The organism is Sphingorhabdus sp. (assembly GCF_044374345.1).
In the GTDB taxonomy this organism is placed as follows: domain Bacteria; phylum Pseudomonadota; class Alphaproteobacteria; order Sphingomonadales; family Sphingomonadaceae; genus Sphingorhabdus_B.
In genome coordinates, this window is sequence record NZ_JBILOS010000061.1 from 1 (window position 1) to 13,537 (window position 13,537).

Annotated in this window: 15 protein-coding genes; 6 read left to right on the plus strand and 9 right to left on the minus strand. The window is 55.5% G+C overall.

Annotated elements, in window-relative coordinates:
- Window positions 1-135: 135 nt before the first annotated feature.
- The 3 genes from ACIQ5B_RS07405 to ACIQ5B_RS07415 are packed head-to-tail and all read left to right on the plus strand — an operon-like array spanning window position 136 to window position 1,799.
- A complete protein-coding gene (locus ACIQ5B_RS07405) occupies window positions 136-660 on the plus strand; it encodes a ubiquinol-cytochrome C chaperone family protein (protein WP_397598455.1) in 525 nt (174 codons plus the stop codon).
- On the plus strand, window positions 657-1,184 hold the full coding sequence (locus tag ACIQ5B_RS07410) for a YceD family protein (RefSeq protein ID WP_397598456.1): 528 nt from the start codon (window positions 657-659) through the stop codon (window positions 1,182-1,184). Before ACIQ5B_RS07405 ends, ACIQ5B_RS07410 begins: the two co-directional genes overlap by 4 nt.
- Window positions 1,185-1,196: 12 nt before the next feature.
- Window positions 1,197-1,799 carry a CDP-alcohol phosphatidyltransferase family protein gene (locus ACIQ5B_RS07415; protein WP_397598457.1) on the plus strand — a complete coding sequence of 201 codons (603 nt, stop codon included), beginning with the start codon at window positions 1,197-1,199 and terminating at the stop codon, window positions 1,797-1,799.
- Here the strand turns inward: ACIQ5B_RS07415 and ACIQ5B_RS07420 are convergent.
- Genes ACIQ5B_RS07420 through ACIQ5B_RS07450 form a run of 7 tightly spaced genes read right to left on the minus strand, consistent with a single transcriptional unit; the run spans window position 1,796 to window position 8,243 of the window.
- Window positions 1,796-3,256: a dihydrolipoyl dehydrogenase family protein gene (locus tag ACIQ5B_RS07420; RefSeq protein WP_397598458.1), complete on the minus strand. Its 1,461-nt coding sequence runs from the start codon at window positions 3,254-3,256 to the stop codon at window positions 1,796-1,798. The two genes, ACIQ5B_RS07415 and ACIQ5B_RS07420, sit on opposite strands and share 4 nt — an antisense overlap.
- Entirely contained in the window at window positions 3,249-3,923 is a 675-nt protein-coding gene (locus ACIQ5B_RS07425) for a TVP38/TMEM64 family protein (protein WP_395628921.1), read from the minus strand. The genes ACIQ5B_RS07420 and ACIQ5B_RS07425 overlap by 8 nt, the downstream gene beginning before the upstream one ends.
- Before the next feature lie 47 nt (window positions 3,924-3,970).
- On the minus strand, window positions 3,971-4,486 hold the full coding sequence (gene ssb, locus ACIQ5B_RS07430; RefSeq protein ID WP_395628922.1) for a single-stranded DNA-binding protein: 516 nt from the start codon (window positions 4,484-4,486) through the stop codon (window positions 3,971-3,973).
- A gap of 36 nt (window positions 4,487-4,522) precedes the next feature.
- Complete coding sequence (locus ACIQ5B_RS07435; protein ID WP_397598459.1) at window positions 4,523-6,376, minus strand: ferrous iron transporter B; 1,854 nt, start codon at window positions 6,374-6,376, stop codon at window positions 4,523-4,525.
- Window positions 6,373-6,621 (minus strand): ferrous iron transport protein A, encoded by a 249-nt coding sequence (locus ACIQ5B_RS07440; RefSeq protein WP_397598460.1) that lies wholly within the window; start codon window positions 6,619-6,621, stop codon window positions 6,373-6,375. The genes ACIQ5B_RS07435 and ACIQ5B_RS07440 overlap by 4 nt, the downstream gene beginning before the upstream one ends.
- 42 nt (window positions 6,622-6,663) lie before the next feature.
- On the minus strand, window positions 6,664-7,332 hold the full coding sequence (locus ACIQ5B_RS07445) for a COQ9 family protein (RefSeq protein WP_397598461.1): 669 nt from the start codon (window positions 7,330-7,332) through the stop codon (window positions 6,664-6,666).
- A 38-nt stretch (window positions 7,333-7,370) separates the two neighbouring features.
- Window positions 7,371-8,243, minus strand: coding sequence for a DMT family transporter (locus ACIQ5B_RS07450; protein WP_397598462.1), 873 nt, complete (start codon window positions 8,241-8,243; stop codon window positions 7,371-7,373).
- 72 nt (window positions 8,244-8,315) lie between these two features.
- Between ACIQ5B_RS07450 and ACIQ5B_RS07455 the strand changes: the two genes are divergently transcribed.
- The 3 genes from ACIQ5B_RS07455 (at window position 8,316) to ACIQ5B_RS07465 (ending at window position 12,218) form a co-directional block, all read left to right on the plus strand.
- A complete protein-coding gene (locus ACIQ5B_RS07455; RefSeq protein WP_397598463.1) occupies window positions 8,316-9,410 on the plus strand; it encodes an alkene reductase in 1,095 nt (364 codons plus the stop codon).
- 63 nt (window positions 9,411-9,473) lie between these two features.
- Window positions 9,474-10,205 carry a sterol desaturase family protein gene (locus tag ACIQ5B_RS07460; RefSeq protein ID WP_397598464.1) on the plus strand — a complete coding sequence of 244 codons (732 nt, stop codon included), beginning with the start codon at window positions 9,474-9,476 and terminating at the stop codon, window positions 10,203-10,205.
- Window positions 10,206-10,283: 78 nt separating this feature from the next.
- Window positions 10,284-12,218, plus strand: a complete 1,935-nt coding sequence (locus ACIQ5B_RS07465) for a DUF3604 domain-containing protein (RefSeq protein WP_397598465.1) — start codon at window positions 10,284-10,286, stop codon at window positions 12,216-12,218.
- 7 nt (window positions 12,219-12,225) lie between these two features.
- On the opposite strand, the gene ACIQ5B_RS07470 is transcribed toward ACIQ5B_RS07465, so the two are convergent.
- Window positions 12,226-12,711: an MmcB family DNA repair protein gene (locus ACIQ5B_RS07470; RefSeq protein ID WP_397598466.1), complete on the minus strand. Its 486-nt coding sequence runs from the start codon at window positions 12,709-12,711 to the stop codon at window positions 12,226-12,228.
- Between the two features lie 76 nt (window positions 12,712-12,787).
- Entirely contained in the window at window positions 12,788-13,483 is a 696-nt protein-coding gene (locus ACIQ5B_RS07475; RefSeq protein ID WP_397598467.1) for a cell wall hydrolase, read from the minus strand.
- Window positions 13,484-13,537: the final 54 nt, after the last annotated feature.

Below are 13,537 nucleotides of genomic sequence, written 5' to 3' on the forward strand. Positions count from 1 at the left end.
TGCAATTTGCGTCGCGCGCATAAACTTCTCCGCTAATCCACTAAAGTTGGGCCTTTGCCATTGCATCCTTAAGGCGCAATATCAATATGCAATCCCAGATGAATGCCCGATGAGTAAGGATGAAAACGCGTCAAAATGACATTATTGAAAAGACTTTTCGGGAAAGGGGAACCCGACCCCAAGCTTAAGCTGATTCCATTATACAACCAGATCGTGGCCAAAGCGCGTGAGCCGCATTGGTATATCGAAGGCCAGGTTCCGGACAGCATTGACGGACGCTTCGATATGGTTGCCTCTATATTGTCGCTGGTTCTGCTGCGGCTTGAGGACAGCGGTGATTGCGCACTCGACATGGCGCGCCTTACCGAAGTGTTTGTTGACGACATGGATGGGCAGCTGCGTGAAGTTGGCATTGGCGATATGATTGTTGGCAAACATATTGGCCAGATTATGAGCGCGGTCGGCGGTCGCCTCGGTGCGCTGCGCTCGGCTTTGTCCGATACGGCGGAGCTTGATGAAGCCATTGTGCGGAATATTTACCGGGGTGTTGCCCCCGAAGCTGGCGCGCTTGCGTATACCCGCCAAGCTTTGTTGGATGTCGAACGTGCATTGGGGGCGCAATTGCCCGATATGATCGTTGAAGGTGACGCAAAGTGGTGACCGCCAACGAGTTCAGCCATGTCATCAAAATTTCCGAAGTTGGGAATCACAGCCGCAACCTTCGGCTTTCGGCGGATGAGGCAGCGCGCAATGGCCTGATGGCGCGGTTTGATCTGGCGGCGCTGGACAATCTTGAGGCTGAAATTTCGTTGAAGCATGAAGCGGACGCCGTGATTGCAACCGGACGCTTTACGGCCAGCCTCGCGCAATTTTGCATCGCAACCCATGATCCCGTTCCTGCGAAATTGGACGAGGCTATCCATATCCAATTTATTGCCGAACCCACATCAAATGGCGAAGTGGAACTCGAACTCGCCCCCGAAGATTGCGACACGATGTTCCACGATGGCCAGACCATTGATTTGGGTGAGGCGGTTGCCCAGTCAATGGGTCTCGCGCTCAATCCCTATCCACGCAGCCCTGAGGCAGAGAAAATCTTGCGCGCCGCGGGTGTCAAAAGCGAAGAAGACGTCGCTCCAGTGGGCGCGCTCGCTGGGCTGAAGGACTTATTGGCGAAAAAATGATGGGGCCACGCCATGTTTGATGTGGCGCTGCGCCGACTGGTCGACCCGGCGCTGTTCCGCGTCGCGCGCGTGCTGGCAGATGCGCGGTTTTCGGCAAATGCGCTGACGATAACAGGCGCTGCCACCGGGCTGGGTGCCGCATTTTTCATCACGCAGGCGCATTATTCGGCCGCATTGGCTTGCATCGTGCTGAACCGCCTTTTTGACGGTCTCGATGGCGCGATTGCCCGAATCAACGGGCCGACGGACTTTGGCGGCTATTTGGATTCGCTGTGCGATTTTCTGTTCTACGTTTCCGTCCCGGTCGCGTTCGGCATGCTAAGCGCGGACAATCAAATGCCTGCGCTCGCACTAGTCGGCAGCTTCACTCTGACAGCAGTCAGCTTTCTGGGATATGCGGCAATCGCCGCGCGCCGCAACGATGATGACGGTGCGCATGGCCCCAAAGCATTTATCTATTCCACCGGGTTGATGGAGGGTGGGGAAACCATCGCATTCTTTTTGCTATTCTGCCTGTTCCCGGCATTTTTCCCGACATTAGCGCTAATATTTGCCGCTTTGTGTATACTGACCGTTGCCCAGCGCGTTGCGTTCGCAGCAAAAAGCTTCCGCTAACCGCGCTGCCACCGGAACCAACGATCGGCCCATTTCAGCAGTGCTTCGGGTTTGCGCGCCAACCCGAACTGACCCGCAGCATATTTGTTCGCCTCAGCCCATGTTGGGTAGGGGTGGATGGTCTGCAGGATTTTACGCAGCCCCATTTTATGCTTCATCGCGAAGGTGACTTCGGCGAGAATTTCGCCCGCATTCTGCCCAATAATCGTTGCGCCTAAAATGCGGTCACTGCCTTTGGCGGTCAGAATTTTGACAAAGCCATGCGCTTCGCTTTCGGCAATCGCCCGGTCGAGATCATCAAGATCGTAGCGCGTGACATCGAACGACAGACCTTGCGTGCGCGCCTCCGCTTCGGTCAGGCCAACGCTCGCCAATTCGGGTTCGGTATAGGTGACACGCGGTAAAACGCGGTAATCGGTGCGGTATTTTTTGAACGGCCGCGCCAGTGCATTAACGCTGGCATACCATGCCTCATGACTGCCGCCGTGCGTCAGCTGCTGGCGTCCGGCAACGTCGCCGGCACAATATATATGCGGCATATTCGTGCGCAGAAAATCATCATTCTCAAGCTGGCCACCCACAACCAACCCTAATTCTTCAAGACCAAAGCCTGACACCCGCGGCTTGCGACCGACGGCAATGATAATGTCATCATAGGCTATCGATTTTTCACCCTGCGGTCCTGCAACGACCAGAGATTTTCCAGATTCGAACCGCAGTGCGCGGTGGGCCGTGTGAACGCGCACGCCCTCCGCCTGCAATCGAGCGGTCACCAATGCAGCGGCATCGGCATCCTCTTTCAGCAGCAACCGATCCGCCATTTCGACGATCGTCACGTTTGACCCCAAACGCTGGAATGCCTGTGCAAGTTCGCAGCCAATGGGACCGCCACCCAAAATCACCAGACGGTTGGGCGCATTTGGCCGGTCCGCCATGGCATCCCACAAGCTCTCGCTTGTCAGATAGCCGCTATCCTCGGCGCCCGGCAGCGGCGGGATGAATGGCGCTGCGCCCGTGGCGATGATGAAGGATTTTGCGGTTAATTGGCGTGCGCCGTTAATTTCGATGGTCCACGGATCAACGAAACGCGCATAGCCCTTTACGCAATCGACGCCGAGACCCGTGAAGCGTCCAACGCTATCATGCGGTTCAATCGCGGTAATGACGTCGCGGACGCGGCGCATGACTGCGGGGAAGTCGATGACGGGCGCGCCGCTCTGAATGCCAAAGCGGGCCGAGTCCGCAACCTGATGCGCAACCTTTGCGCTTTTGATGAGCGCTTTGGACGGGACACATCCGGTGTTCAGGCAATCGCCGCCCATGTCATGCGCTTCGACCAAGGTCACTTTCGCTTTGACCATTGACGCTATGTAGGCCGAGACCAAGCCCGCCGATCCGGCGCCAATGACTATGAGGTTGCGGTCAAACCGCTTCGGCTTTTGCCACTGTTTAGCCACGGCTGCGCTTTACCACCGCTACAATGCCCTTTGCCGCCCACGGGAAGAATGCGAGCGCCACGAATGAGGCAATGAGTGTGGGCGACAACAAACCGGCGGTGCTTTCTATGCGGCTGATCTGGGTGCCTGCATTCACGAACACGATGGTTGCGGGCAACATGCCGATCTGGCTGACCCCGAAAAATGTGCCGGTTTTAATCCGCGTCAAACCCATCAGCAGATTGATGACGAAGAACGGAAATACCGGAATCAAACGCAGCGTGAACAAATAGAATGCGCCGTCTTTTTCAAGTCCGTCATCAACCGCGCGCAAGCGTTCGCCGAATTTGCCCTGCACCCAATCACGCAGCAGATAACGTGAACTGAGAAACGCCAATGTTGCGCCCATCGTTGATGCAAAGGAGACGATGAGGGTGCCAAGGACAACGCCAAACAAAGCACCGGCGACCAAGCTCATGATTGCAGCGCCCGGAATCGATAATCCCGTCACCGCAACATAAAGAAGGAAAAACCCGGCGATATACAAAGCCGGATTTGCATCCTTTGCCGCGACAATCTCTGCCTGACTGGCTTTGAAATTTTCGAGGCTTAGATATTGGCCCAAATCAAAAGCAAAATAGGCCGCAAGCGCGCCAAACAGGACAAGAGCCAAAACTGCCTTTTTCATATTGGCCCCTGTTCAATCTGTTATTGCTATTGGCCGCTGGCTAGCGATCAAAACGGTACGTCGTCATCGAGGTCATTGTCGAAATCACCTCCGCCAAAGCCGGAAGAGCTTCCGCCACCGGCGCCCCAATTGTTGCCGCCGGACGATCCGCCCGAGGAACCACCGCCAGATGCGCCGCCGCTCCAGCCATCGCCGCCACCTGATCCGCCTCTTGGACCATCCAGCATGACCAGCTTGCCATCAAAGCCTGCAACCGACACTTCGGTTGTGTAACGGTCGTTACCCGAAGCATCCTGCCATTTGCGGGTGCGCAATTGGCCTTCGATGTAAACCTTGCTGCCTTTTTTCAGGAAACGCTCGGCCACGCCAACAAGACCGTCGGAATTCAACACGACGCTATGCCATTCGGTGCGTTCTTTTTTCTCGCCCGTCGTGCGGTCTTTCCAGTCTTCCGACGTCGCGATCCGCAAGTTGCAAATGCGCCCACCGTTCTGGAAGGATTTGACTTCGGGATCCGCACCCAAATTGCCCACGATGATAACTTTATTGACGCTTCCCGCCATGTTCCTGCCCTCTAATCAAATGATCTTGTGCACTTGCTATAAGCCGAAGGAACGCGCTGTCCAATATGTTATGCCAGCGGCGGCATATGCCAGCGCAAAAAGATAGGTGACCATGAAGATCGGCCATTTCCATCCATTGGTTTCGCGCCGCGTCACCGCAATGGTGGAAATGCACTGTGGCGCAAAGACGAACCATGCAAGAAACGCCAAAGCTGTGGCAAGTGACCAGTCCGCCGCTAGCTTGGGGCCAAGACTCGACGCCGCAACATCTTCATCCGCGGCATCGATGGCATAAACTGTCGCCAAGGCAGAGACCGCCACTTCGCGCGCAGCCATCGCCGGAATGAGCGCGAGCGCAATGTCATGATTGAAGCCAATCGGCCGGACAATCGGCTCAAGCCCGTCGGCAATGCGTCCGGCGACCGAATATTCCACTTGCGAAATGCCGCTGCCCGCGGGTGCTTTGGGAAAGCTTAAAAGCGCCCACAATATGATGGTCGCCGCAAAGATTATCGTGCCTGCGCGGCGCAGAAACAGCCACGCCCGCTGCCACAGGCTCAGCGCAATATCGCGCAAGCGCGGCCATTGATAACGTGGCATTTCGATGAGGAAACTGCTCGTGCGGCTTTGCGTAACAAAGCGCTGGATGACGGCCGCGGCCAGCATCGCACCCAATATGCCTGCGATATACAGGCCAAAGAGAACAAGGCCCTGCAACCCGATGCCGGGTCCAACAGTATTTGAAGGAATGAATGCCCCAATGATGACCGTATATACCGGCAGCCGCGCCGAACAAGTCATTAGCGGCGCGATCAATATGGTAGCCAGCCTTTCCTTCTGATCCATGATCGTGCGCGTTGCCATGATGCCGGGAATCGCGCAGGCGAAGGATGATAAAAGCGGAATGAAACTGTGCCCCGAAAGACCAACCGCCGCCATCACCCTGTCCATGACGAACGCAGCGCGCGTCATATAACCCGATGCCTCAAGCAGCAAAATGAACAGGAACAGGATCAAAATCTGCGGAAGGAAGACGACCACCGATCCAACGCCCGCAATGACGCCATCGGTCAAGAATGACCGGAATAATCCATCGGGCAACGCGACCGTAATCGCTTCACTTAACAGGGCAAAGCCGCTTTCGATCCAACCAATCGGTGCCTCAGACCAGCCGTACACCGCCTGAAACATGAGGAACAACAAAGCGAGCAAAATAACCACGCCGCCGACCGGGTGGAGCAATATCGAATCCAGCCTGCGCGTCCACTGGCGGCCAGCGGTTTCGCTGACAATCACCGAGCGTGCAATGTCGCGTGCCTGCTGATTTTTCGCGCCGAACGAGACCGCAACTGGCTCGACCGCAGGCCGCGGCGTTTTGAGTGCTTGGTCGAGTTCCGCCATTAACGGCGCGAGACCGCGACGGCGTACCGCGACCGTTTCAACAACAGGTACACCCAATGCACGGGCAAGCTTATCTGCATCCAAATGCAAGCCATCGCGCGCGGCAAGATCTACCATGTTCAGCGCAACCACCGTTGGCAGGCCTTGCGCAATCAGTTCGAGCGCAAAGCGCAGATGGTTATCGAGATTGCCGGCATCCAGCACGATCACAAGCGCGTCCGGACGGCGTTGGCCTTCCAGATTTCCCAACACGACATCACGGGTGACGGCTTCGTCAAGACTATCGGGATCAAGGCTATAGGCACCCGGCAAATCGATCATTTCAACGGGTTGGCCGTCGTCAAACGTCGCCCGCCCAGATTTGCGTTCAACCGTTACGCCGGGATAATTCGCAATCTTCTGCCGCGCACCGGTCAGCGCATTGAACAAAGCACTTTTTCCGGCATTGGGGTTCCCGACAAGGGCAACGAGGGGTGGCATTTGGGTCATGTCGTAAACTCGCAATCGATGGCCGATGCTACATTGGTGCGTAAGGCCACGGTCATTCGGCCAACACGCACGGCGATCGGGTCACGCCATATCAAAATGCCCTTGTGTAATGCCTCTATGGTGACTCCCGGTTCAAAGCCAAGGGAACGCAGGCGATGCCCTTCCTGATCGGGTAGAACATCCCAATTGATGGATCGAATTACCGCGGCGCGGTTTAATGGAAGACGGTGAAGCTGCACGGGCACTTATTTGCAACCGATTCGCAATAACATCAATAGAGATTTGGATTAACGTGCCGGATAGCGCAGGCGGCCGATGAAGCGGGACAGGCTTGGCACATATTCCTGACGCTGTTTCGCCTGAAACTTCACCTTCTCAAACTGCATCACATTATCGATGCGGCGATCAAGGAAAGCCCGCGCATCGGCAAAATTGTCGCTGTCATCATTCACGAACACACTCAGTGTGCTCGCATACACCGCCGACAGCGTCATGCGCTTGGTATAATGGTTGAAATCGCTCGCGCTATCACCGGCCAGACGCCACATCCGGTCGGCAGATCGCCAGCCGATCTTTGCACTGCGCACCAGATTTTGCGGCATGGCCATGATCGCCATCGCGCGCCGCAGCGATTCGCGGTCCGGCGCCATGATTTCCAGCCGCGTTGCCAGCAATGCCGTAATCCGGTCACGGATTTTCATCGCCGCAAGTTTTTCGGCAGGCAAACGATGCGCAAGCTCCATATCGATGCTGTCGATCCAGGCATCAATCATGTCGATGGCGTTATCCTTGAACGCAAGTTTCGCGACATCATGGTCCACGCCAGCTTCATCAGCGGCCGCATGAACAGCGGCATCAGACCAGCCATCGAACCCCGCATTACGCGCAATGATTGGGGCAAGCGCCGTGCGAATTTCGTCGAGCGTCGGGTCGGCAGGAAGCGGTGATTTAGACATGCACAACATGTAGGCGTTCGGCGCCCTCAAGAAAAGGTCTATTGCTTGCGCACCAGCACGAGCGCAATCATCACCAACGCGCTGCCCGCAAAATCCATCGCGGTCAGCGTTTCACCAAAGGCAAGCCACCCAGCCGCAGCCGACAATGCAGGCTGAAACAACAAGGCCAAGCCAATCACCAGCGGACTGAAATGCGGTAAGGCATAAGTCAGGCACCCTTGCCCGAAAAACTGTGATGTGAACGCAAGCAATATCACGGGCCACCACACTGTCGGAATAACCTGTTCACCCGCAACAAGCGACCCGGTAAGCAAGATGACCGCCGCAACAGCGCTTGCCATGCCCAGTGCGCCCCAGCTTTCCGTATTTTGCCGCACGCGCATCATGAGCACCAGATACACCGTGTATGTGAGGCCCGCAGTAAGCGATAAAATATCCCCCTGGAAATGCAGCGGGGATAGATCGAGGCTTTGCCCCATTAAAAGTGCAGCGCCCACAAATGCAAAAAGTACTGCCGCGCTCTCCCATTTGCTGGGCATTTTACGTGCGGCAATAATCCCGTAAACCACCAGAATCAGGCTGGCGCAGTTCGCAAATAATGTCGCATTGGCCATTTTCGTTTGGAAAATGCCAATATGCCACAAGATGATATCAATGCCGAAAAACAGGCCTGCAATTATCGCCAGCCAGATTGTGGATTTGCCTAAGGCCGAAAAACGAAAACCAAATCGATACCCGACAAGAAACAAAAACGGCGTCGCCAGCGCCAGTCGCCAGAATCCGGTCGCGATGGGTCCGCTGTCGGCAAAACGCACGAGCAATGGCCCAAAAGCGATCGCAATATTTCCGGCCAGCAGTGCCGCAAAGGCAAGCAAGCTGGGCGGTTGCTGATGTAATATCTTCTGCGACATAAACCCCCGTTGCATTTTGCAACTTTCATCCGCATCTTGGCTGCAAAGAAACGCTTAATGACAGGATATTGCATGACTGCAACTTTGTTTGATCCGATTCAACTCGGTGCCATCACCGCGCCCAACCGAATCCTCATGGCGCCGCTGACCCGCGGCCGCAGTGTGAATGGGCATGTACCCATGTCAGATTTGAAAGCGGAATATTACAGCCAGCGCAGCACGGCTGGCCTGATTATCGCTGAAGCGACGGGCATTAGCCAAGAAGGTCTTGGATGGCCATCGGCGCCCGGTATCTGGTCAGATGCACAAATCGCGGCGTGGAAGCCAGTGACCGAAGCGGTGCACAAGGCCGATGGACGGATCATATTGCAGCTGTGGCACATGGGGCGGCTTGTCCACCCAGACTTCTTGGGCGGTGCACAACCTGTGTCCGCATCTGCAACGACTGCGCCGGGTTATGCGCACACCGCAGAGGGCAAAAAAGAATATACGCAAGCGCGCGCGCTTGAGGCTTCGGAAATACCCCGCATCATATCGGATTATGTCAACGCTGCGAAAAACGCGATGGCCGCCGGCTTTGACGGCGTTCAGATTCATGCGGCCAACGGCTATTTGATTGACCAGTTCCTGCGCGACAACACCAATTTGCGCACCGATGAATATGGCGGTGCAATCGAAAACCGTATCCGCCTGTTGCGCGAAGTCACCCAAGCGGTGGTCGACGCCATTGGTTCGGAACGCACCTCCGTACGGCTATCGCCCAATGGCGAATCACAGGGTACGAATGATAGCAATCCCGTGCCGTTGTTCACGGCTGCCGCGGCCGCATTGCAAGATATCGGCATCGCGTTCTTGGAACTGCGTGAATTGAAGACATATGGTAATTTCGGGCAATCCGATGTGCCGCGCATTTCCCCTGAAATCCGAAAAGTGTTCAAGGGACCGTTGGTGCTGAACCAGGAATATACACGTGAAATGGCAGATGCAGATCTGGCATCTGGACTGGCCGACGCAATCAGCTTTGGCCGTCCCTATATCAGCAACCCTGATCTGGTTGAACGTCTGCGGTCCGGGGCTGAACTGACCCCTGATAATTTCAAAACATGGTACGCACCCGGTGCCGAAGGATATACCGACTATCCGTTCTTGGACACGGCGAGCGCATAGGACATGATAGAAGCGGGGATTGGCATATATGCAATAGCCATCCCCGCTTTGCTGCTTTTTGTGTTGGCCAGTGCAGAATATATCTGGCCACGCCGACCCTTGGTCTTGGGCCGCTATCCGCGATGGCGAACACATGTCTTATTCTTTGTAACAAACGCAGCTGTCGGCAGGATCCTGTCGTTTTTCGTCGTTATCGGTGTCGCGGCGACATGGGCGGGCACACACCAGTTCGGCGCGTTAAACATCTTAAACTGGCCCCTCTGGGCCGAAGCCTTGATGGCGTTTGTTGTTCTCGATTTCGCCGTCTGGCTGCAGCATTTTGCGATGCACCGGTTCGCATTTTTCTGGCCTATGCACGCGGTACATCACAGCGACCGCGATCTTGATGTCACCACCGCGCTGCGCTTTCATCCGTTCGAATTGATTGTGTCGACATTCTATAAATCTGCAATGGTGGCTCTGTTGGGCGCGCCGCTTGTCGTGGCGCTGGCATTTGAAGTGTGGCTCAATGCAAATGCGCTGTTCAATCACAGCAACATCCGCCTTCCCAAAAAGATCGACCGGATATTGCGCATATTTTTTGTGACGCCCGACATGCATCTGGTGCACCACAGCATCGCCGTGGCCGAACAAAAAAGTAATTTCGGTTTTGCTTTGTCGATCTGGGACCGATTGTTCGGGACATATTGTGCAGAATCCAATGTCGGCGCCGAAAATCAGAAAATCGGTCTATCCCAATTCGACGACGAGCGGCCATCTGCATTTGTCTGGAGTATGAAGCAGCCCATGACGTAGCGTCATCCCGGTGCTGCTTCGGGGCACTTGACCTACCCGATTTTCCAACGCATTTTCTGGCTTAGGGGAGATTATATCATGGCAAAATTGCGCAACATCATTTTGGGCACCGTGGCTGTTGTCGCGGTCGGCGCCGGACTGACCTACAGTTGGCAGCAATATAGCGAAAAAAGCATCATGGATGATTCGCGTACCGCGCAAGCAGCATCCGATAGCGAAGTGACCTCGGGTCCCGCTGATAAGCTTTTATGGGGCGACACCCATTTGCATACGGCAAATTCCATCGACGCATTTGGTTTTGGCGTAAAATTGGGACCTGAAGATGCGCTGCGTTTTGCGCGCGGTGAAGAAGTCACCTCGACCGGCGGGATGAAGGCGCAGCTGGAACGCCCACTCGACTTTCTGGTGATCGCCGATCACTCGGGCGGCTTGGGCGCGACCAAAGCATTGTATGACGCACCCGGCTTTCTTGTCCGCGACCCTACCCTAAAACGCTGGCATGAAGAGATGCACAAGGGGCCAGAGGGCATGCAACGTGTTACGGGGGAGCTGATCGATCTGGCTGGCCGCAATGCTTTGCCAGCCGCCCTGACAAACCCGGAACGGCAGAAGAAAACGTCGACAAGCATCTGGACAGGGCACAGCTCGCTCGTCGAGCGGTATAATGAACCGGGCAAGTTCACCGCCTTCATGGGCTTTGAATATACGTTGATGCCCAGCGGCAACAATTTGCACCGTGTCGTCATGTTCCGCGATGGCAAAAGCCGGACCGACAAGGTTCTCCCATATGATCCAGGGCAAGGCGACACACCCGTCAGCCAGCTGTGGGACTATATGGACAATTATGAGAAGGTCACCGGCGGCAAGGTGTTGGCCATTCCGCACAACAGCAACCTTTCCAATGGCATGATGTTCGAATTGGTTGGTCCAGATGGCGGACCAATGACCGCTGCATATGCCCGGCGGCGCGCCGCGCGCGAGCCGGTGACGGAAATCACGCAGATTAAGGGTGATAGCGAATCGCATCCATTCCTGTCGCCAAATGACGAATTTGCAGGCTTTGGTACGGCAGGTTGGGACGTCGGCAACCTGACCATGCAGATAAAAAAGAAAAATCAGGATTATGCCGGCGAATATATTCGTGAAGCGTTGAAGCGCGGGCTTGCGATTGAGGCACGCACGGGCGTGAATCCGTATAAATTTGGCGTAATCGGTTCAACCGACAGCCATACCGCCCTTGCCACGGGCGATGAGAATAATTTCTTCGGCAAGCATTCTGGCGGTGAACCAAACCGCAAACGCGCCAGCGAGCCGCAGAATCTAGGTACGCGTGAAGGCCGTATGGGTTGGCATTATCTCGCCGGTGGATATGCCGCTGTGTGGGCCACGGCCAACACGCGCGCTGCCATTTTCGATGCCATGACGCGGCGTGAGGTTTATGCCACCACGGGGCCACGCATTAAGTTGCGCTTCTTTGGCGGTTGGGACTTCACCGAAAACGAATTCACGCGCGACTGGGTTAAAGCCGGCTATGCGCGCGGTGTGCCCATGGGCGCAGATTTGAAACCCGGCCGCGGCGCGCCGAAATTCATGATTTCTGCACTCAAAGATCCGATGGGCGCAAATCTTGATCGGGTACAGGTCGTCAAAGGCTGGGTAAACGCATCGGGCGCACTTCAAGAGAAAGTCTTCGATGTTGTCTGGTCCGACGCTGACAAGCGCACCAAGGGCGCCAATGGCAAGCTGACGCCCGTCGGCGACACCGTCAATATCGCCAAAGCCAGTTACACCAACAGCATCGGTGATCCGGAACTGCGGACGATATGGACGGATCCCGAGTTTAACCCTTCCATCCGCGCCTTTTATTATGTGCGCGTCATTGAAATTCCGACGCCACGGTGGGTGCTGTTCGACGCCTTGCGCTATGGTGCAAAGCTGCTACCCGGTACAGAGTTGAAGGCGCAAGAGCGGGCTTATTCTTCGCCGATCTGGTTTAATCCGAAGAAGAGCTAAGCCTTCTTTATTCGGCTTCGATTTCCGCAAGGATTGGATCAGGATCGGCAATGCCCATCAGGCGGCGCATAGCGATCCGTGCCAGCCGTTGTGTTTCGGTTTTGCGCCGCGCTGTCGCCAAGGGGACAAGGGCCGCCGGGCGGGCTATTTCGGCGTCATAGGCATCGGCGATGATAAGTCCGGCCCGTTCGGGCATGAATGCATCGCCATGCAATGGCCCGATATCAAACCCGGCCGGCACCGCCCAAAAAAACCGGTCGCAATATTCGAGATATTCCGGCCATTTCTGATCACCCAAAAGATCAGCGCGTGAGCATTTGATTTCGACGATGATGATTTCGCCTTTGGTCGTCAGACCCATAAGGTCTGCGCGCCGCCCATTACGAAGGCTTACCTCCGATTGAACCATAATCTGGTTGCGCAGAAACAGCCGTGATGTTCCGCGGGCAACCGATGGAGCCCCGATCGGCAATATTGAAGTGTGTGCGTCCATCGCGCACAAATAGAACGAAAGAAGAACAAAATAAAGGCCCCATTTCGGGGCCCTTATTGTCAGATTTCATCGGCATTTAACGATAAAAAATATGATTATCAATGCTGCCAAGGCGCGTTAAGCGCCAGCCGGGCGACACATGCCGCGCATGAAAGTATAAAGCGCCTTCAACAGGGCTTTCCCAACGGTCGTCCAACGCGATCTTGCTGATCGCGACAGCGTTCCGCCAGTGCGCACTGCCAATAGCTATAGGTGGCATACCGCCGCCACGTACGAAGGAAAATTGGCGTTTCTGGAAAACCACACCGCACAATGTGGTAGGGAAACGACCGGACTTGGCACGCGCCATGACGACACGCGCAACGGCAAGCTGTCCGGTGAGTGATTCACCCTTTGATTCGAAATAGACCGCGCTCGCGAGGCAGCGTTGTTCAGCGCTCAGCGGTTCGTTGGTGTCTTGTTGGCGCACCAGATCGGATAGCGACGAAGCCGCGATGGCTTCATTGTCATCGTTATTCGAAGATTCGCCGATGCCGGGAGTGAAAATGATGTCGCCATTGTCGGCGAGGGTCGCAGGAACCTTACCGCTTTTTGCCAAGTCTGCTTGGGCCTGGTCAGCGGAGATTTGCGCAGCGTCCACCAATATGGTGGTCGCGTTTAAAGCAGTGCTTTGGTTATTCTCAAAAGCGAAACCGGCATCTGCGGTAATCGCCGCCGAAGCCAGGGTAAACGTTACGGCCGCAACAGAAGCAGCCCGAAAAAATTTCAACATTAAACGTACAATAAAGCGGCAACAACAGCGGACGAAATGCTATATATATGTTTT

What these genes read in the sequence shown, in the direction of transcription:
- ACIQ5B_RS07465 (WP_397598465.1), top strand. Translation starts at nt 10,284, where the DNA reads ATGGCAAAATTGCGCAACATCATTTTGGGCACCGTGGCTGTTGTCGCG.
- ACIQ5B_RS07450 (WP_397598462.1), bottom strand. Translation starts at nt 8,243, where the DNA reads ATGTCGCAGAAGATATTACATCAGCAACCGCCCAGCTTGCTTGCCTTT.
- ssb (WP_395628922.1), bottom strand. Translation starts at nt 4,486, where the DNA reads ATGGCGGGAAGCGTCAATAAAGTTATCATCGTGGGCAATTTGGGTGCG.
- ACIQ5B_RS07455 (WP_397598463.1), top strand. Translation starts at nt 8,316, where the DNA reads ATGACTGCAACTTTGTTTGATCCGATTCAACTCGGTGCCATCACCGCG.
- ACIQ5B_RS07470 (WP_397598466.1), bottom strand. Translation starts at nt 12,711, where the DNA reads ATGGACGCACACACTTCAATATTGCCGATCGGGGCTCCATCGGTTGCC.
- ACIQ5B_RS07445 (WP_397598461.1), bottom strand. Translation starts at nt 7,332, where the DNA reads ATGTCTAAATCACCGCTTCCTGCCGACCCGACGCTCGACGAAATTCGC.
- ACIQ5B_RS07415 (WP_397598457.1), top strand. Translation starts at nt 1,197, where the DNA reads ATGTTTGATGTGGCGCTGCGCCGACTGGTCGACCCGGCGCTGTTCCGC.
- ACIQ5B_RS07475 (WP_397598467.1), bottom strand. Translation starts at nt 13,483, where the DNA reads ATGTTGAAATTTTTTCGGGCTGCTTCTGTTGCGGCCGTAACGTTTACC.
- ACIQ5B_RS07435 (WP_397598459.1), bottom strand. Translation starts at nt 6,376, where the DNA reads ATGACCCAAATGCCACCCCTCGTTGCCCTTGTCGGGAACCCCAATGCC.
- ACIQ5B_RS07425 (WP_395628921.1), bottom strand. Translation starts at nt 3,923, where the DNA reads ATGAAAAAGGCAGTTTTGGCTCTTGTCCTGTTTGGCGCGCTTGCGGCC.
- ACIQ5B_RS07405 (WP_397598455.1), top strand. Translation starts at nt 136, where the DNA reads ATGACATTATTGAAAAGACTTTTCGGGAAAGGGGAACCCGACCCCAAG.